This is a genomic window from Halopseudomonas sp. (assembly GCF_036961105.1).
Classification (GTDB): domain Bacteria; phylum Pseudomonadota; class Gammaproteobacteria; order Pseudomonadales; family Pseudomonadaceae; genus Halopseudomonas.
In genome coordinates, this window is the sequence record NZ_JBALWW010000024.1 from 1 (window position 1) to 17,469 (window position 17,469).

Below are 17,469 nucleotides of genomic sequence, written 5' to 3' on the forward strand. Positions count from 1 at the left end.
CGGATATACGACAGACAACCTGCTCTTGTTATCAAAAACTGGAGGCCTTGCAATGAGGGAGGAGACCATATACGACCCTACCAGGGGGAAAGCAAAACCTGGGGGGCTGGAATGATTAGGTTCCATCCCGGCCTGCGGTGGTGCGGCTTTCAGCGGAAGCGCAAGCTTATGCGTACCTCTTGCAGATTATTTGCAGGCCGCTCGCCAGGCCCGCAGGAAGTCCTGCGCGCGGCCACCCTTATGGGGGTAGGAGCGCTCCCATATTCGCGCTAGGCTTGGCAGGTCGCTGCTGACCGAGATGGGCAACTGCTGACGGTCGTAGATCAGCCAGGCGATGGCGGTGGCGTATGCCAGGTTGTAGCCGAGCTCGGCATGCGGGTTTTGTAGGAAACAATGCTGGCTGGCCAGGCCGCGCACCTTGCTGGCCAGTTCGGGTTGCTGGGCCAGATGATGATCCCATATCTCGGTGTGTTGCTGTGGTGTGATCGCGTAGGGGCCGATGGCCTGTTCGCTGCGTTGCAGCGCCGACAAACGGGCGATCGTAATCAGGGTGCCGAGCAGCAACTGTTCCATGGCAGCGCACGTCACCCCAAGATAGGTCAGGGTAGGGCGCAGAATGTTCTCGAGCAGGTTGTCTGCGGCGCTAAGGGCCAGCAGGTTGAGAGGGAACAGATCCTGGGGATTACTGGTGGTTGAGGTTACGCGCGGCTGGGCAATCACGACTACTTCCTGTTGGTTATCTGCCTAAGCTAAAGCGTAGTTGCAAATTAGTAGCGTAACGCTCTGTTTTTAAATTATTTTAACTCTTCAGTTCGGCCAGATATAACTGCTTGCTATTAAAGCGGCATCATTACAATAAAACGGATGAATTCCCATGAGCGATGCCTCTCTTTCCGCCGCCGCATTGATTGACGAGCCAGCACTGTTGGCGCAAGAGCGGGGCTTTGCCAGGCTGCGTTTCAGTGATCAACTGGAGCCGGGTTTTCAGCTGTACCTGCATGCCAAGATGTGCGCTCGCGTAAAAATAGTGGCAACCTCTTCGATTGCCTTCATGCTGTTTTTCATGCTGCTGGATTATCTTTACCTCCCGCATTGGGTAAGCAGTTACACCCTGAGCGTACGCAGCGCTGGGTTGATCGTAATCGTGCTGGCGATCTGGTACGCCAATCGGGAAGGCCGCGTGGCTCCGCATCGGGCTTTTGCAGTCGCGACAGTGGGGTATTTTTGCTCTGGTTTGATGGTGGCGATGGTGATCATAGTGGCGCGACTCGCGGAGGTGCCCATCCGGGTTACCCACGACGGGCTTTATCTGGTGCTACTCTCAGGCATGTTTCTGCTGGCCTTGCCGATGCGCCAGGCTACCATCGGCTCCTGTGCGATAGTGGTGGTGTATCTTCTGGCGGAGTGCTGCATAGGCTCGAGCCGTTCGACTGTGGTCTCCAACAGCATCTTTCTGATCAACTTTACGCTGATGGGCGCGTTCGGTGCCTATCTGTACGAGTACATGCAGCGCCGCGCCTATCTCAATGAACAGTTACTGGAAGCCGCGCGTACTCGAGCCGAGCGCGAGAGCCAGAGCAAGACTCGCTTTCTGGCGACGGCCAGCCACGACTTGCGCCAGCCACTGCATGCCATGTCACTATTTATACAGCACCTCTATGAGCAGGTGGATAACCCTGAGACCAGCAAGACAGTGGCGCGACTGGCGGATTCCACTCAGTTGCTGCAGGTGATGCTCAACTCGTTGCTGGACATTTCGCGGTTGTCGGTAGGCATGGTGCGGGCACAAATTCGTTCATTCAATCTGCAGCCGTGGTTGCAGCAGCTGCTGGATAGCCTGGAACCCTTTGCGGCACGTCGCAACATCGTGCTGCGCCTGCGCTGCAACAAGGCCTATGCGGTATACAGTGACCCGCTGCTGCTGGAGCGCCTGATCCGCAACTATCTCAATAACGCTCTGATTCATGCCGAGGCGCGCACTGTCAGTATCGAGGTCACGCGGGTGGATCAACGTTTGCGGATCAGCGTGGTCGATGATGGCTGTGGCCTAGCCGAAGCGGACCAGGAGCGTATTTATGAAGAGTTTACCCAGTTGCGCAACCCGGCCCGCAGCCTGGACAAAGGGGTTGGGCTGGGCCTGAGCATCTGCCGTCAGATAGTTCACCTGCTGGAGTACCCCTCAGGTCTTGAATCGCGCGTGGGTGAAGGTTCCCGTTTCTGGTTCGACGCGCCATTGGGCGAATGGCAGGCGCAGACCGAGACGCCACAGCAGCGGCAGGCACCGGAGCTCAGTGGCCGGGTGGCGCTGATCGAAAACGACCGGGTAAGTCGCGAAGCCATGCAGGCACTGCTGTCGGCCTGGGGCTGCATTGTGTGGGCCTTTGAAGGGGCTGATGAAGCATTGGCTGGCCTCAGGGGAATCGAGGTGGACGTGCTCCTTACCGATTATCGGCTGGAGGGCGATATCGATGGCTTGATGCTGGTGCGCGCCTTGCGTGATCAGGCTGTGTTTGCTGGCCCGGCTGCGCTGGTCACTGCCGATACCGCGGACGAAGTGATAGAAGCCGCTCGGTTGGCAGACGTTGAGCTGCTGTACAAGCCGGTGTTGCCTGCGCGTTTGCGCCGGGTGGTACACAATCTGCTGGCGGTGCGCTGCTGAGCGGCGAAAGGTACGGCCAGGCGACGAGCATTGAGCCAACTTTCGGCCGCTGATACGGGGAGGTGTGGGCATCCGTGCCCGGGGAAACTTTGGCTTTAGAAACTGACCAGCCCCAGTTTGCGAGCGTTGCTCACGCACTCGGTGCGGTTGTGGCAGTCCAGTGAAGAAAAAAGGGCCTTCAGGTGGGTTTTGACGGTGTCTTCGGAGAGCGACAGGCGTTGACAGATCACCTTGTTGGGCAGGCCTTCTGCGAGCAGATCGAGAATCTCCAGTTGCCTCGGTGTTATACCTACATCCCGCGCACTACTCTGGCGGTCAAGGGGATGGTTCTCATCGCCAATAACCACTTGCACGCCGTAGAGCAGCTGCGTCACTGCCTCCAGCAGGGTGCGTCCGTCTGCGGTCTTGCTGATAAAGCCGGCAGCACCGAGCTGCAGGGCTGCGTCCAGGTCGCTGGGACTATTGCTCGCGGTGAGCACGGCGATGGGTACCAGGGGATCGCCAGCGCGCAGTTTCTGCAGCAGCGCGAGGCCGCTGCTGTCGGGTAACTGCAGATCCAGCAGAATGAGATCGTAGGTGTTGTGCTGAACCTGCTCCATGGCCTGCGCGGCGTTATGCGCATGATCAAGCTGCACGCCCTCGCAAAGGCTGCCCAGAGTCAGGCTAAGCCCGTCCAGATAGATCTGATGATCGTCGATCAATAACAGGCGGGTGTCCGGCGGTAGGTTACTGCTCATTGTTGTCATCCTCGGCGGCTGCCTTCGCTCCAGAGGGGCGGGCAGACTTGTTATTGTTCACCGCGATGATAATAAGCAAGGCATGGCAGCAGGTCCAGCGGCAGGTTTTCGCGCTGTGCGCTATTGCTCGTCGCTGCGCTTGCCGGACAGACCTTGACGCAACTCGCGCAGTTCCTCACGCAGCTGGCGGACCTCATTCAATAGGAGTGCCTGTTCGCTGGGTGGCGCCGGTGGCGCCTGCTCGGCGGTGCGTTCACGCTGGGTCTGAATGGCGTCAACGATGACCGCGATGAACAGGTTCAGCATCATGAAGGTGGCGATCAGGATGAAGGGCACAAAGTACAGCCAGGCATAGGGAAACTGCTGCATGATCGGGCGTACGATACCCATCGACCAGCTTTCCAGCGTCATCACCTGAAACAGCGTGTACAGACTGGCGCCGAGGGTGCCGAACCACTCTGGAAAGTGTTCGCCAAACAATTGAGTGGCGATCACGGCGGCGACATAAAAGATGAGACCGAGCAGGGCAACAATGCTACCCATGCCTGGCAAGGATGAGAGCAGCGACTGCACCACCATTTTCATGCTGGGTACGATGGAAATCAGCCGCAACACGCGCAACACCCGCAGCGCACGCAGAACCGCCAGGGGACCGCTGGCAGGCACCAGGGCAATGGCAATCACCAGGGTATCAAACAGGCCCCATGGATCACGCAGCAGGCGCCAGCCATGGGCGGCGAAGCGCAGTGCTATCTCGACCACGAAGCAGGCCAGAATCAACTGGTCGAGCGCCTTGAGCCAGGGGCCCCACAGCCGCATGGCCGTGCTGGAGGTTTCCAATCCAAGGATCACTGCGTTGATCAAAATCAGTGCAGTGATCAGATATTGCACGGCGGAGCGGTCCAGCCAGTCAGCCAGGCGCTGACGCCAAGGGCGAGCCAGATTCAAGGTGTCGGTCATGGGAGGTCGTCGGTGTGTCGGTCTGAAGCGCCCGCACGGCGCGGGCACGGCGTAATAGAAGTTACTCGTTCTCGGCAAAGGCGCAGAGGGTGAAGGTCGGTATGCCGGCATCCTGCATGCAGCGCGAGCCACCAAGATCCGGCAAATCAATGATGGCAGCCGCCTCGTACACACTGGCGCCGCACTGACGCACCAGCCGCGCCGCCGCCAGGAAGGTGCCGCCAGTGGCAATCAGGTCATCGAGCAGCAACACCTGCTCGCCACCGCTCAGGGCATCGCGATGCATTTCCAGCGTGGTCTCGCTGTATTCGGTGGCGTAACTTTCGCGCAGAGTATCGGCGGGCAGCTTGCCGGCCTTGCGGAAAAGCACCAGGGGTTTGTTCAACTCGTAGGCCAGCACTGCGCCGAGCAAAAAGCCGCGGGCATCAATGGCACCAATGTGGGTCACTGGCGACTCCACGTAACGTTGAATCAGGCTGTCGGCTACCATTCGCATGGCACGCGGCGAATGGTAAAGGGGGGTGATGTCGCGAAAAGTCACGCCGGGTTTGGGGAAGTCCGCCACCGGGCGAATCAGCGACTTGATGGTGTATTCGTCAAAAATCATTGCAAGTTCCTGCAGATCAGTCGAGTTGGCCGCCCGCCAGCGCGCAGAGCTCGGCGTGGTCGAGAATATCAATTTGCTTGCCTTCGGCAGCAATCAGCCCCTGCTGCTGAAAACGGGTAAACACGCGCGATACGGTTTCCACTGCCAGCCCCAGGTAGTTGCCGATGTCGTTACGTGACATGGCCAGGCGGAAGGAGTTGGCTGAATAGCCGCGTGAGCGAAAGCGTGCCGAGAGGTTGATCAGTAGCGTGGCGATACGCTCATCAGCGGTCTTTTTCGACAGCAGCAACATCATTTGCTGGTCATCACGTATCTCGCGGCTCATCAGACGCATCACCTGCCGGCGCAGGCCGGGCATGGTGGCGGTGAGATCGTCCAGTCGCTCATAGGGGATCTCGCAGACCGAGGTGGTTTCCAACGCCTTGGCAGACAGCGGCTGGCGCTCGCCGTCCATGCCGGACAGGCCGATCAGCTCACCGGCCAGATGAAAGCCGGTGATCTGCTCTATGCCGGCATCGTTGACGCTGAAGGTCTTCACAGTGCCGGAGCGCAGGGCATAAACCGAACTGAATACATCGCCCTGACGGAACAGCAGCTCGTTCTTGCGCAGCGGCTTGCCGCGCTTGACGATGTCGTCCAGCGTATCCATTTCATTGTCGTGCAATGCCAACGGCAGACACATGGTCGCCAGACTGCAGTCCTTGCAGTGAGCTTCGGGCAGAGCGCGCAATTTAAGGGCGTCAGGCATGGAAATAATCTCGTCGGTCGTCGGGGATGATCCTGGTGCAAGCGTACAACAAGCGCACGCGAGTTACACCGCCGACTGTGCGCAAAATGTTGCCATTAGTGCTGGTGGCCCTGATCGCCTGTCGGCGGATGGCTGGTGGGAGGGGCCAGCGTGTTCATCAGCCAGTGCTGGTGGGGGCCGGGCAGCGTCCAGAGGCCAAAGGCGATGATCAGACTGGCCGCGCCAATGCGCAGGCTGCGCCTGCGCAGCAAAGCCGTCAGCCGCTCCGCGGCTGCACCGGTCGCCAGCAGGGTGGGCAGCGTACCTATGCCAAATGCCAACATCAGCAGTGCAGAGGTGGCGCCGTTGCCGTGGCTGCTGGCCCAGACCAGGGAGCTGTAGACCAGACCGCAGGGTAACCAGCCCCAGAGGGCGCCGAGCAGCAAGGCCTGTGCGGGGCGTTCCACCGGCAGCAGTCTGCGGGCGCGCGGTTCGATGTGGCGCCAGAGCCCACGACCTAGAGTTTCTATACGGGTCAGGCCAGACCACCAGTTGGCCAGGTACAGGCCCATGCAGATCATCAGCAGACCCGCCAGGGTGCGCAACACCGGCCCCAGCCCCATTCCCTCCAGCGCCCAGCCGAAGCTGCCGAGCAGCGCGCCGGCCAGCGTGTAGCTGATAATGCGCCCGAGGTTGTAACTGAGCAGAATGCGCCACAGGGGCCAGCCCTTGCGCTGCGCGGCTGGGATTGCCAGCGTTAGCGCGCCCATAAGGCCTCCACACATGCCGATGCAGTGGCCGCCACCCAGCAAGCCCAGCGCCAGGGCAGTCAGAACCAGCGGGAGTAGATCCGCGCTCATGTCGGCCGGTCGTCGTCTGCGGGTGGCGGCTTCTGGTCACGGCCTGTTGCCGGCCTGGTCTCGTCTTCACGACGCTGCGCGGCCAGGTGGGCAGGATCATCTTCGTCGAACAGGATGCTGTGCGCGGGGCTGTCGAGGTCGTCGTACTGGCCGTTGTTCACCGCCCAGTTGAACACCCAGATGGCAATAACGACCAGCAGTATGGCGATGGGCACCAGAATGTAGAGTACTGTCATGCGCGGGCCTCCCGGGGAGTCTGTACCTTGGCCTGTGTCGGTTGCAGTTTGACGCGGGTCAGCCGCAGGGCGTTGAGCACCACCAGCAGGGAACTGGCGGACATCCCCAGCGCGGCCCATGCCGGCGTGACCATGCCAAGCGCTGCAAGCGGCAGTATGGCCAGATTATACAGACTCGCCCAACTGAGATTTTCGATCATGATGGCGCGGGTGCGACGGGCTACCTGCATGCTATCGACCAGGGTCAGTAGTCGGCTGTTGAGCAGCACCGCATCAGCGTTGGTCTTGGCCAAATCGGAAGCGTTGCCCATGGCGATGGAAATGTCGGCACTGGCCAGGACAGGAACGTCATTCACACCGTCGCCCAGCATCAGGACTTTCTCGCCGCGCGCCTGGCGCGCCTGCACGTAGGCAAGCTTGGCGTCCGGGTCAGCGTTGCCTATGGCCTCGCTGATGTTCAGTTGGGCGGCCATGCGCTGCACCACCGGCAGTTGGTCGCCCGAAAGCAGCACGACCTGAAGCCGCCGGACCTGCAGCGCCGCCACCATTGCTGCGGCGTCTGGGCGCAGGCGATCATTCAGGGCAAACCAGGCGATCGGGCCGCAAGCATTGCCCAGCAGGAGCCATTGTCCCGGCTCCTGCGGATAGGGAGGTGCCGGGTAGTTGCCGAGCGCACTGACATAGTCGGGTTTGCCAATGCGCAGCGGTTGGGCGTCACATTCGCCCTGCAGGCCTTGGCCGGGTACATTTTCCACCGCGCTGGCACTGTGCAGGCTGCGGCCGAAGGCGCGGGCGATGGGATGCTCCGAGCAGCTTTCCAGCATGCGTGCCCAGGCCAGTGCCTGCTCGGCGTCGTAGCCGGGGAAGGGCTGAACCTGCTCCAGGGTCATACGCCCTTCGGTCAGGGTGCCGGTCTTGTCGAGGATGACCGTGGTAATCTGGTTGATGCCCTCGAGCACATGGCCCCGGGTAATCAGCAAGCCGAGCTTGTGCAGGCTGCCGGTGGCCGTCGTGAGAGCAGTGGGGGTAGCCAGCGACAACGCACAGGGGCAGGTCGCGACCAGCATGGCCAGTACAATCCAAAAGGCGGTATCGAGGTCACGCAGCCACCACCAACTCGCGCCCACCACCACAACCGATAACAGTACAGCCATGAGAAAGTACTGCGCGACCTGATCTGCCAACCGTGCCAGGCGCGGCTTGTCGGACTGCGCGCGCTCCAGCAGCCTGACTATGGCAGACAGCCGGGTGTGCTCGCCCAGCGCGCTGATGCTGATTTGCAGCGGCCCTTCGACATTCATTGTGCCGGCGGTCACGGCGTCGCCCGCGCGCTTGGCTATAGGCAGGTACTCGCCGGACAGCGCAGACTCATCAACGCTGCTGCTGCCGCTTATTACCAGGCCGTCGGCGGGAATGCTTTCGCCGGGCTTGATTTCCAGAATATCGCCGGCAGCAAGCTCACTGAGCATTACCCGGTGGCTGCTGCCATCGGCCTGCACGCGCACCGCGCTAGGTGGGAGCAGATTGACCAGGCGGGCGGTGCTCTCGACCGTACGCTGACGAGCGCGGCGTTCCAGATAGCGGCCTGCCAGCAGAAAGAAGGCAAACATGGTGACCGAGTCGAAATAGACCTCGCCACGGCCGATCACGGTGGCCCAGATGCCGGCCAGATAAGCGCCGCCAATGGCTAGCGAGACCGACACATCCATGCTCAGGCGGTGGTTCTTCAGGTCGCGCCAGGCACCCTGGAAGAAGGGCGCACAGCTGTAGAATACGACGGGGGTGGTCATCAGCAGGCTGGCCCAGCGCAGCAGGTGCGCCATGCTCTCGGTCAGGTCCTGATCGAACTCTTCATACAGGGCCATGGTGGCCATCATCACCTGCATGAACATCAGGCCCGCCAGCCCCAGGCGGCGCAGATAGCGGCGGTTCTCGGCGGCAATCTGCTCGGCAGCCTGGTCAGGCTCATAGGGGTGTGCGGTGTAGCCAATGCGCCGCAGCCCGGCGATCACGGTCGAGAGCTTGGTGGTGTCTGCTTGCCAGTTCAGCGTCAGGCGCTGGTTGCCCATGTTGAGGCTGGCCTCAAGCACGCCCGGTTGGGCGCGCAAATGTCGTTCGATCAGCCAGCAGCAGGCTGCGCAGTTGATGCCCTCGATCAGCAATTGAATCTGCTGTCCCTGAGCACCGCCCCTGGCCGAGGTGTAACGTTGCTGCACGTCCTCGCGATCGTACAGTTCGAGCTCGTCCTGCAGCACGCGCGGCATCGCCTCGGGATTGGCGGACCGCTCGGTACGGTGCTGATAGTAGGAATCCAGCCCTGCGCTGCAGATGGCTTCGGCGACCGCCAGACACCCCGGACAGCAGAGCGGCTGCTGCTGCCCCAGTATCTGCGCGCTCCAGGGCGCTCCGGCGGGTACCGGCTCGCCGCAATGAAAACAGGGAGTGGGTTGCGCCATCGGTCAGTGGGCGGTTATCTGATAGCGCTGTCCGGGCTGCAGCTGTACCTCTCCGGTCAACCGCCAGCCCTGATCGCCCGGTTTGTCGGGGTCGCTCAGCTCAATGTAGCGGCGCCCCTCGATTTGCTGCTGCAATTGGCCGGTGTAGCTGTTGCCCCGAATCTGACGCAGCGTCACTGCGCGGTCGCGGGAAGCATGGGCGGGGGAGATCAGATCCAGCGTCAGGCTGCGCGGCAGCGCGGCGAAATCGCCCTGCAATTCCAGGCTGATATCGCCAGTCACCTCGTCAATGGCAAAATCGGCTGCCACCTTCAAATCGCGCGCCATGTGGTCGCGCCCCAGATAGAGGTTGATGGCCTTGCCTTCGCTGTAATAGTTGTCGCGCACCAGGCTGTCGGGGTTGAGCGTAGCAATGAACAGCAACCCGAGGCCGATAAAGACCGCAAAGGCGAGAATGGCGATGATGAACCAGGCCCAGAACTGCTTGTACCAGGGGGCGCTGTCTTGATCTTGCTGCATGCTTGTTCCTGTTGTCATGGTAGTGGCCTTGAACCTGGCGCCCCTAGCGTATCCGGGGCGCCATGAAACGGCTCTCTGCCGTGGCGGTGACGCTGTCATCGTCAGCCGCGATTACCGTAAAGGTGATAGGTACATTGGTCTCGCCGTCCATCTGCGCCGGGTCTATCTGCACATTCAGTGGCAGTTGCAGTTTGCTGCTCGGCCCCACTACCAGACGGCTATCGGGCAGATGCATGCTGAGGCCGTCACGACCGTTCATGCTCAGTTCATAGCTGCGCTCGGTAGTTCCCTTGTTGAAAATTTTGACAATGTACACGTTCTCGATCTGGCCGCCGCTGGTTTCTCGATACAGAACATTTCGATCGCGCTCTATATCCAGCGATACCTGCGAGATGTTGCTCACGGTAATGATGAACAGGCCAATCATGACCAGCAGCGCGGTGCCGTAGCCAAACAGGCGAGGGCGGAACACCTTGGTTTGCTTACCTTCGAGACTGTGCTCGGTAGTGTAGCGAATCAGCCCCGGAGGGTAATCCATCTTTTCCATTACCTCGTCGCAGGCATCGATGCAGGCCGTACAACTGATGCATTCGATCTGCAGCCCATCGCGAATATCGATGCCGGTGGGGCAGACCTGCACACAGATCTCACAATCGATGCAGTCGCCCTTGCCTACCTCAGCCGGGTCTACGCCTTTCTTGCGCGATCCGCGAGGCTCACCACGCTCGGCGTCGTAGGAGACGATCAGGGTATCGGCATCGAACATTACGCTCTGGAAGCGCGCGTAAGGGCACATGTGGATGCACACCTGCTCGCGTAGCCAGCCCGCATTGATGTAGGTGGCAGCGGTAAAGAAAAATACCCAGAACAGCGACCAGCCGGCCATCTGCCAGGTAAACATGTCCATTATCAAACCGCGGATGGGCGTGAAATAACCCACGAAGGTAAGGGCCGTGACCAGCGATACTGCCAGCCAGATGCTGTGCTTGGCCGCGCGGCGCATGAATTTGTTGAAGCTCATGGGCGCGTGATCGAGTTTGATGCGCGCGTTGCGCTCACCCTCGGTGACGCGTTCGGCCCACATGAAGATCCAGGTCCAGACCGTTTGTGGGCAGGTGTAACCGCACCATACCCGGCCGGCGAACACGGTAATGAAGAACAACCCGAAGGCGCAGATGATCAGCAGGAAGGACAGCAGAAAGAAGTCTTCCGGCTGGAAGGTGGCGCCAAAGATGTGAAATTGACGTGCCGGCAGATCCCAGAGCACCGCCGGGCGGTCGCCCCACTTCAGCCACACCGTGCCAAAGTACAGCAGGAACAGGAACCCGGCGCCGGCCAGGCGCACGTTCTTGAAGAAGCCCTGATAGGAGCGCGTCTGGATCTTCTCGCGCTTGGCGTAAAGATCGTAGGTCTCTACCTTGGGCGTCACGTCTTGCAGGGGGATTTTACTGCTCATATCAGGCTGACCCTCTCAGGCGAAGGGAAGTATGGCGGACTGACCTCACGTAGGGTCAGACTTTGCCTGTGATACTGAAAATAGACCTTATCGCCCAGCCGCACAATGCGACCAGTGGTCGCGCCGGACGGCTGTTGGAAACGAGATGGGGGAACCTAAGTTCCCCCATCTGCTAGTGCTGGCTGACGAACCGGCGCGCGTTACTGTTCCTGCGGCGCGGTACCGTGAGACAGGCTGTAGATGTAGGACGCCAGCATATGGATCTTGTCTTCACCCAGGTGTGCTTGCGAAGGCATGTGACCGTTGCGGCCGTAGCGAACCGTCTGCTGGACCTGCAGGAAGCTCGACCCGTACAGCCACACATCGTCGGTCAGGTTAGGTGCACCCATCTGCTGGTTGCCCTTGCCGTCCGCGCCGTGACAAGCCACGCAGGTGTTCTTGAAGGTCTCTGCACCTGCAGCCAGATCCACATTCTCGGTCTCCAGACCTGACAGGCTGCGCACATAACCAGATACGTTGCGTACGCCGTCTTCGCCGATAACGCTCAACCAGGCCGGCATGGCTGCCTGACGGCCGCCGCGCAGGGTAGTCTTGATGGTTTCCGGCTCGCCGCCATACAGCCAATCATTGTCGGTCAGGTTCGGAAAGCCGAAGGCACCGCGGGCATCGGAGCCGTGGCAGACCGAGCAGTTGGTGGCAAACAGACGCTGACCGATCCGGGTGGCGTCGCGATCCTTGGCCACTTCTTCGACCGGCATCTCGCGGTAGCGCGCAAAGATGGGCGCAAACTGCTCTTCTGCCTTGGCTACCTCGGCGTTGTACTCCTTGACCGAGGTCCATTCCAGGTAGCCAGGCCATTTGCCAAGGCCCGGGTACAGGAACAGATAGAATGCGGCAAACACCATGGTGGAGATGAAGAGCACGAACCACCAGCGCGGCAGGGGGTTATCGTATTCCTCAATGCCGTCGAAGCTATGACCGACGGTCTGATCGGTCTGCTCAGGTCGCTGGCCCTTGCGTGTGGCCAGCAGCAACCACAGGATCAGCCCCAGGCAGGTCAGGGTCAGGACAACAATGTACCCGCTCCAGAAATTAGTCATTACTTGTTACTCCTAGCATCATCTTGCTGCTCTTCCTCGGCTTGGGTGTCGTCTTCGTCGGCAAAGGGCAATTGCGCTGCTTCGTCGAAGTCCTTCTTCTTGTATGAGCTGTAGGCCCATATCACGACACCGATAAAGGCCACCATCGCAAAGATGGTGCCCAGGCCCCGGAGAGTATTGATATCCATGGTTGCTTACCGGTCCGACAGGACAGTGCCGAGGTGCTGCAGGTAGGCGATGATGGCGTCCATTTCGGACACTCCCTCAACCGCTTCCTTGGCGCCGGCGATGTCTTCGTCAGTGTAAGGAACGCCCATTCCACGCAGGACTTCCATCTTCTTGGCGGTGTATTCGCCATCGAGGACATTTTCCTGCAGCCAGGGGAAGGCGGGCATCTTGGATTCCGGTACCACGTCACGCGGATTGATCAGGTGAGCACGGTGCCAGTCGTCGGAGTAACGTTCGCCAACGCGGGCCAGGTCCGGACCGGTACGCTTGGAACCCCACAGGAAGGGATGTTCCCAGACGCTTTCGCCGGCGACCGAGTAATGGCCGTAACGTTCGGTTTCAGCCCGGAAGGGGCGAATCATCTGCGAGTGACAGCCAACACAGCCCTCGCGGATGTACAAATCACGGCCTTCCAGCTCCAGTGCGGTATAGGGGCGCAAGCCTTCTACCGGCTGGGTAGTTTCCGGCTGGAAAAACAGCGGCACGATCTGGACCAGGCCGCCGAAGCTGATGGCCACGACCATCAGAACGACCATCAGGCCCAGGTTCTTTTCTACGGTTTCATGCATTTTCATCTAATTCGTCCCTCAAGCAGTCTGGGCTGCGGCTTCAAGTGCCGCCGGCTTGCTATGACGCACGGTACGCCAGGTGTTGTAAGCCATCAGCAGCATGCCCAGCAGGAAGAAGGCGCCGCCGATCATCCGCACGATATAGCCCGGATGGCTGGCTTCCAGCGCTTCGACGAAGGAATAGGTTGGTGTGCCGTCGACGTTGACTGCGCGCCACATCAAACCCTGGGTGATGCCGTTAACCCACATGGCAACGATGTACAGCACGGTACCGATGGTGGCCAACCAGAAGTGGGCGTTGATCAGCGGGGTGCTGTACATGGCTTCGCGACCAAAGATCTTGGGGATCATGTGGTACAGCGAACCGATGGAGATCATGGCAACCCAGCCCAGAGCACCGGCGTGTACGTGACCAATGGTCCAGTCGGTGTAGTGGGACAGCGCGTTGACGGTCTTGATCGCCATCATCGGGCCTTCAAAAGTGGACATGCCGTAGAACGCCAGAGCCACAACCAGGAAGCGCAGGATCGGGTCGGTGCGCAGTTTGTGCCAGGCGCCGGACAGGGTCATCATGCCGTTGATCATACCGCCCCAGGAGGGAGCCAGCAGAATCAGGGACATGATCATGCCCAGGGACTGAGCCCAGTCAGGCAGAGCGGTGTAGTGCAGGTGGTGCGGGCCGGCCCAGATGTAGATGGAGATCAGCGCCCAGAAGTGCACGATGGACAGGCGGTACGAGTAGATCGGACGCTCGGCCTGCTTGGGAACGAAGTAGTACATCATGCCCAGGAAGCCGGCGGTCAGGAAGAAACCAACCGCGTTGTGACCATACCACCACTGAATCATCGCATCCGTTGCACCGGCATACATGGAGTAGGACTTGGTCAGGCTGACCGGAATCGCCATGCTGTTGACGATGTGCAGGACAGCAACGGTGAGGATGAAGCCACCGAAGAACCAGTTACCCACGTAGATGTGCTTCATCTTGCGCTTCATGATGGTGCCGAAGAACACCAGAGCATAGCTGACCCAGACGACAGCAATCAGGATGTCGATCGGCCATTCCAGCTCAGCGTATTCCTTGCTGGAGGTCAGACCCATCGGCAGGGTAATGGCGGCGAGCACGATGACTGCCTGCCAGCCCCAGAACGTGAAGGCAGCCAGGCCATCAGAGACCAGGCGGGCCTGCGAGGTACGCTGTACCACGTAGTAGGAGGTAGCAAACAGGGCACATCCGCCAAAGGCGAAGATGACCGCGTTAGTGTGCAACGGACGCAGGCGTCCGAAGGTAGTCCACGGCAAGCCAAAATTCAGTTCGGGCCAGACCAGTTGGGACGCAATGAAGACGCCCATGGCCATGCCCACGATACCCCAGACCACCGTCATGACGGCGAACTGGCGTACCACCTTATAGTTATAGGCTGTCGGAGTGGTAGCTGTGCTCATGCGAGATTCCACGGATAGCAGTTGGTTTATGGGTATTAAAGCGCTGGCAAGTATGAGGAAAGCCCGCGCGCATTGCAATGACATAGGTCATTGTTTGATCGAGTGAAAAGGCTTCTGGAACGCCGCTGTGTGCTGTTGTTATGCTGGGCTTTCGCGGCTGTCCGTGTGTCGGATTTCCCTGCGGCGCCAAGGGGGTCGCACGGGCTATCGCGCCGCGCCGCGCTGTTACCCCAGCGGGGCGCGCATGATCGGCCGCTGCGAGATGCAAGCCTGGTTTTACCTCCCTTGAGCGTAGTTGCAGTTTGGCATGCTGTGAAGTTAAAACCCTCGCCTGGCGCGGCTGTGACAAGATGTCGCACTGAATGATTGCGTACTGATTAATTGGGGGAATCAATGTCCAACCGCCTTTTGACCGATGAGCCGGCCGTGCCTGTGGTGGCCAACCTGTTGCTGGCGCATGGGGCGGGTGCGCCCATGGATAGCCCATTCATGAACCTGCTGGCTGAGCAATTGGCGGCGCGCGGCCTGCGTGTGCTGCGGTTCGAGTTCCCCTATATGGCGGCCAGACGGGAAGATGGGCGCAAGCGGCCGCCCAATCCCATGCCGGTTTTGCAGCAGCATCTGCGCGAGCTAAGTGCTGAGGTGTCGGAGCCATTGTTTCTTGCCGGCAAATCCATGGGCGGCCGTGTAGCCAGCATGCTGGCCGGCGAGTTGGCGGTACGTGGCTTCGTCTGCTTTGGCTATCCCTTCCATCCGCCGGGCAGGCCGGAGAAAACGCGTATCGCCCATCTGCAACAGTTGAATTGCCCAGGCTTGGTGGTGCAGGGTAGTCGCGACCCCTTTGGCAAACCGCAAGAGGTGGGTGCTTATCCGTTGGACCCGAGTCTGAAGCTGCACTGGCTTGAGGGCGGGGAGCATGATTACAAGCCGCTGAAGGCGAGCGGTCGCACCCAACCACAGTTGATAGCCGAAGCCGCAGAGGTGGCCGCCGGCTTTTGCCGGCAGCATCTGTTGTAGCGCTTGGGTAGTGGCCGCGTTAAACGCCCAACGCGGCCGGCATGATCGCGGCGGACATGGTGCCCCAACGCCGCCCTTTGACGAACAACGGCACGTAGAGCACGAATACCACCACAGTGGTGCCGGGCAATACGAAGGTGCCCATGTTCAGATAGGTGCACGAACTCATGATGCGCAGGTCGGTGTCGTTGGTAACCGCAAAGCGCTTGTAGTTGCTGCGCGCCGCATCGATTTTCGGATCGCCGGTAGGCGGCTGAGAAGAGGCGCTACGGCTGGTTGGTAGGTAGCCCTTTTCGTTTACGGCGGCTGTGTAGACTACGCCGTCCTTGCCGCCTTTGTCCCACTCATCCAGCAGCGGGCGAACACGCTCAATAAAGGCATTGGCCCAGCTCACATCGTGCTTGGGCGGATTGGTATTGGCAATGGCCGTGTAGTGCTGGTCAAACAGATCAACGCCGGCGTCGGCCAGCTGTTCCAGGCGCGCTTCCAGCTCGCGGCGACGCCCCATCAGCAGCTCGGTGACCGCCTCCAGATGGCCTTCGCCCAGGCGGAAGCCGGCCAGCGAGCGCAATGCCAGATTGGTGTTGTCACGCAAGGAGTCGGCCTGAGTGAAGGTATCCTCCATGCGCTTGCTGATAGTGACGCTCAGCTCGCGGATTTCACCGCCGTGCTGCAGCGTCTCGGCGTTGGTGGCGGTCAGCTCTTCCAGGGCGCTGCTGACCATCAACAGGTCATCATTGGTGCGCTGAAAATCATCCACCAGCGTATCGAACTGGTCAGCGGCAGTACTGACCGCGGTGCCGGTCGATTCAGTCTGCTCAAGCATGCCCTGGGTTTGCTGTTCGGCGCCCGTCATGGCTTGGGTCATCTGCTCCATCAGTTGGCTGATCTGCTCGGCGGCATTGCCCACCTTGAAGGACAGGTTGCGTACCTCATCGGCTACCACGGCAAAACCGCGACCTTGTTCGCCCGCCCGGGCCGCTTCAATGGCAGCGTTGAGCGCCAACATGTTGGTTTGGGCTGAGAAGTCCTGCACCGTTTTGAGAATTTCACGCACTTTGCCAGAAGTGGCATCCAACGCGTTGATATTGTTCTGAAAACCCGCCATTGCGCCGTTGATCAGCTGCATTTTTTCACGGGCATCGTCCAGCTGGACCTTGGAGCGTCTGGCCATGTCCAGATTGCGGGTATTGACCTCGGTCACGGCAGTCGCGCGGGAAGAAATATCCTGCAGCGCAGTCGTGGTCTGCTCGCTGGCATGGAAAATTAGCTCGGACAGCTGTTGCTGTTGGCCGGCATCGCGCGCGGCATGTTCAGACAGCAAGCGGCTGTTGGCGGAGGCCAGAGCGGTACCCAGACTGTTTTGTTGCAGTTCCAGCATGATGCCGCGCAGGCGCCGATTTAGCTCGAGGAACTGGCGGGAAGTCTCATCCTTGGCTGCCTGGCTATCAGTGCGCAAATCGATCTGCTGGCTGTTGGTACGGGTCACCAGGCTGACAAAACTGCCGCTGGCCTTGCTGTCTGCCGGCAAAGCAAACCAGGTCAATAACAGGGTGGGAACCACCATGACAACAGCGGCCCAGAAGAGCATCCCCTGGCTGACCGATATCAGCGCTATGAAAAAGAAGAGCTCACAGGCCAGCAGGGCCAGCAAACGCAAAGCGGCAGAGGGCGCGGAGACCGTTTTGGTTTCCTCGGCTGAGTGGGCACGCGGGGTTGTAGCTGACGATTGTTTGGGCATGGGTGGCTCGCTGCGTGGTTATTTTTATGAGGCAGTCCGATATCTGCAGACTGTCACAAAATGAGACTTTAGTCTCTTTATAAACACAGTATCGGCCGTTGAACCGGAAACCGAAATGGCATATTGGCCATTTATGACGCTTTTTTTGTCG

The 17,469-nt window shown here is 60.1% G+C and carries 17 protein-coding genes; 2 read left to right on the plus strand and 15 right to left on the minus strand.

The window, feature by feature from the left end; all coding sequences use genetic code 11:
- Nucleotides 1–186: 186 nt before the first annotated feature.
- Nucleotides 187–720 (minus strand): hypothetical protein, encoded by a 534-nt coding sequence (locus tag V7756_RS16755; protein ID WP_335611337.1) that lies wholly within the window; start codon nucleotides 718–720, stop codon nucleotides 187–189.
- A 154-nt stretch (nucleotides 721–874) separates the two neighbouring features.
- Between V7756_RS16755 and V7756_RS16760 the strand changes: the two genes are divergently transcribed.
- Nucleotides 875–2,659, plus strand: coding sequence for an ATP-binding response regulator (locus V7756_RS16760; protein ID WP_335611338.1), 1,785 nt, complete (start codon nucleotides 875–877; stop codon nucleotides 2,657–2,659).
- Between the two features lie 95 nt (nucleotides 2,660–2,754).
- On the opposite strand, the gene V7756_RS16765 is transcribed toward V7756_RS16760, so the two are convergent.
- From V7756_RS16765 to ccoN, 13 genes are all read right to left on the minus strand, one after another.
- Nucleotides 2,755–3,396, minus strand: a complete 642-nt coding sequence (locus V7756_RS16765; RefSeq protein ID WP_335611339.1) for a response regulator transcription factor — start codon at nucleotides 3,394–3,396, stop codon at nucleotides 2,755–2,757.
- A 120-nt stretch (nucleotides 3,397–3,516) separates the two neighbouring features.
- Nucleotides 3,517–4,356, minus strand: a complete 840-nt coding sequence (locus V7756_RS16770; RefSeq protein ID WP_335611340.1) for an ion transporter — start codon at nucleotides 4,354–4,356, stop codon at nucleotides 3,517–3,519.
- Nucleotides 4,357–4,417: 61 nt separating this feature from the next.
- Nucleotides 4,418–4,963, minus strand: coding sequence for an adenine phosphoribosyltransferase (locus V7756_RS16775; RefSeq protein WP_335611341.1), 546 nt, complete (start codon nucleotides 4,961–4,963; stop codon nucleotides 4,418–4,420).
- A gap of 16 nt (nucleotides 4,964–4,979) precedes the next feature.
- Nucleotides 4,980–5,711 (minus strand): fumarate/nitrate reduction transcriptional regulator Fnr, encoded by a 732-nt coding sequence (gene fnr / locus V7756_RS16780; protein ID WP_335611342.1) that lies wholly within the window; start codon nucleotides 5,709–5,711, stop codon nucleotides 4,980–4,982.
- Nucleotides 5,712–5,806: 95 nt separating this feature from the next.
- Nucleotides 5,807–6,550 carry a sulfite exporter TauE/SafE family protein gene (locus V7756_RS16785; RefSeq protein ID WP_335611343.1) on the minus strand — a complete coding sequence of 248 codons (744 nt, stop codon included), beginning with the start codon at nucleotides 6,548–6,550 and terminating at the stop codon, nucleotides 5,807–5,809.
- Nucleotides 6,547–6,786, minus strand: a complete 240-nt coding sequence (gene ccoS, locus V7756_RS16790; protein WP_335611344.1) for a cbb3-type cytochrome oxidase assembly protein CcoS — start codon at nucleotides 6,784–6,786, stop codon at nucleotides 6,547–6,549. Before ccoS ends, V7756_RS16785 begins: the two co-directional genes overlap by 4 nt.
- Nucleotides 6,783–9,242 carry a heavy metal translocating P-type ATPase gene (locus tag V7756_RS16795; RefSeq protein WP_335611345.1) on the minus strand — a complete coding sequence of 820 codons (2,460 nt, stop codon included), beginning with the start codon at nucleotides 9,240–9,242 and terminating at the stop codon, nucleotides 6,783–6,785. The genes ccoS and V7756_RS16795 overlap by 4 nt, the downstream gene beginning before the upstream one ends.
- A 3-nt stretch (nucleotides 9,243–9,245) precedes the next feature.
- A complete protein-coding gene (locus V7756_RS16800; protein WP_335611346.1) occupies nucleotides 9,246–9,761 on the minus strand; it encodes a FixH family protein in 516 nt (171 codons plus the stop codon).
- Between the two features lie 43 nt (nucleotides 9,762–9,804).
- The gene (gene ccoG, locus V7756_RS16805; RefSeq protein WP_335611347.1) at nucleotides 9,805–11,217 is read right to left on the minus strand and encodes a cytochrome c oxidase accessory protein CcoG; all 1,413 of its coding nucleotides are present in this window, start codon (nucleotides 11,215–11,217) and stop codon (nucleotides 9,805–9,807) included.
- 200 nt (nucleotides 11,218–11,417) lie between these two features.
- Entirely contained in the window at nucleotides 11,418–12,317 is a 900-nt protein-coding gene (ccoP, locus tag V7756_RS16810) for a cytochrome-c oxidase, cbb3-type subunit III (protein WP_335611348.1), read from the minus strand.
- Complete coding sequence (locus V7756_RS16815) at nucleotides 12,317–12,505, minus strand: cbb3-type cytochrome oxidase subunit 3 (protein ID WP_335611349.1); 189 nt, start codon at nucleotides 12,503–12,505, stop codon at nucleotides 12,317–12,319. The genes ccoP and V7756_RS16815 overlap by 1 nt, the downstream gene beginning before the upstream one ends.
- Nucleotides 12,506–12,511: 6 nt before the next feature.
- On the minus strand, nucleotides 12,512–13,120 hold the full coding sequence (gene ccoO, locus V7756_RS16820) for a cytochrome-c oxidase, cbb3-type subunit II (protein ID WP_335611350.1): 609 nt from the start codon (nucleotides 13,118–13,120) through the stop codon (nucleotides 12,512–12,514).
- Between the two features lie 12 nt (nucleotides 13,121–13,132).
- Nucleotides 13,133–14,560, minus strand: coding sequence for a cytochrome-c oxidase, cbb3-type subunit I (gene ccoN / locus V7756_RS16825; RefSeq protein WP_335611351.1), 1,428 nt, complete (start codon nucleotides 14,558–14,560; stop codon nucleotides 13,133–13,135).
- A gap of 393 nt (nucleotides 14,561–14,953) precedes the next feature.
- Here ccoN and V7756_RS16830 point away from each other — a divergent pair, with 393 nt between their 5' ends.
- Complete coding sequence (locus V7756_RS16830) at nucleotides 14,954–15,577, plus strand: alpha/beta fold hydrolase (RefSeq protein WP_335611352.1); 624 nt, start codon at nucleotides 14,954–14,956, stop codon at nucleotides 15,575–15,577.
- Nucleotides 15,578–15,596: 19 nt separating this feature from the next.
- Here V7756_RS16830 and V7756_RS16835 read toward each other — a convergent pair whose 3' ends face one another.
- Nucleotides 15,597–17,318, minus strand: coding sequence for a methyl-accepting chemotaxis protein (locus tag V7756_RS16835; RefSeq protein ID WP_335611353.1), 1,722 nt, complete (start codon nucleotides 17,316–17,318; stop codon nucleotides 15,597–15,599).
- Between the last annotated feature and the right edge of the window lie 151 nt (nucleotides 17,319–17,469).

Bases quoted from the DNA above. Each gene is read 5' to 3' on its own strand.
- V7756_RS16775 (WP_335611341.1), bottom strand. From the start codon at position 4,963: ATGATTTTTGACGAATACACCATCAAGTCGCTGATTCGCCCGGTGGCG.
- V7756_RS16795 (WP_335611345.1), bottom strand. From the start codon at position 9,242: ATGGCGCAACCCACTCCCTGTTTTCATTGCGGCGAGCCGGTACCCGCC.
- V7756_RS16815 (WP_335611349.1), bottom strand. From the start codon at position 12,505: ATGGATATCAATACTCTCCGGGGCCTGGGCACCATCTTTGCGATGGTG.
- V7756_RS16800 (WP_335611346.1), bottom strand. From the start codon at position 9,761: ATGCAGCAAGATCAAGACAGCGCCCCCTGGTACAAGCAGTTCTGGGCC.
- V7756_RS16760 (WP_335611338.1), top strand. From the start codon at position 875: ATGAGCGATGCCTCTCTTTCCGCCGCCGCATTGATTGACGAGCCAGCA.
- ccoP (WP_335611348.1), bottom strand. From the start codon at position 12,317: ATGACTAATTTCTGGAGCGGGTACATTGTTGTCCTGACCCTGACCTGC.
- fnr (WP_335611342.1), bottom strand. From the start codon at position 5,711: ATGCCTGACGCCCTTAAATTGCGCGCTCTGCCCGAAGCTCACTGCAAG.
- ccoO (WP_335611350.1), bottom strand. From the start codon at position 13,120: ATGAAAATGCATGAAACCGTAGAAAAGAACCTGGGCCTGATGGTCGTT.
- V7756_RS16765 (WP_335611339.1), bottom strand. From the start codon at position 3,396: ATGAGCAGTAACCTACCGCCGGACACCCGCCTGTTATTGATCGACGAT.
- V7756_RS16835 (WP_335611353.1), bottom strand. From the start codon at position 17,318: ATGCCCAAACAATCGTCAGCTACAACCCCGCGTGCCCACTCAGCCGAG.
- V7756_RS16770 (WP_335611340.1), bottom strand. From the start codon at position 4,356: ATGACCGACACCTTGAATCTGGCTCGCCCTTGGCGTCAGCGCCTGGCT.
- ccoN (WP_335611351.1), bottom strand. From the start codon at position 14,560: ATGAGCACAGCTACCACTCCGACAGCCTATAACTATAAGGTGGTACGC.
- ccoG (WP_335611347.1), bottom strand. From the start codon at position 11,217: ATGAGCAGTAAAATCCCCCTGCAAGACGTGACGCCCAAGGTAGAGACC.
- V7756_RS16830 (WP_335611352.1), top strand. From the start codon at position 14,954: ATGTCCAACCGCCTTTTGACCGATGAGCCGGCCGTGCCTGTGGTGGCC.
- ccoS (WP_335611344.1), bottom strand. From the start codon at position 6,786: ATGACAGTACTCTACATTCTGGTGCCCATCGCCATACTGCTGGTCGTT.
- V7756_RS16785 (WP_335611343.1), bottom strand. From the start codon at position 6,550: ATGAGCGCGGATCTACTCCCGCTGGTTCTGACTGCCCTGGCGCTGGGC.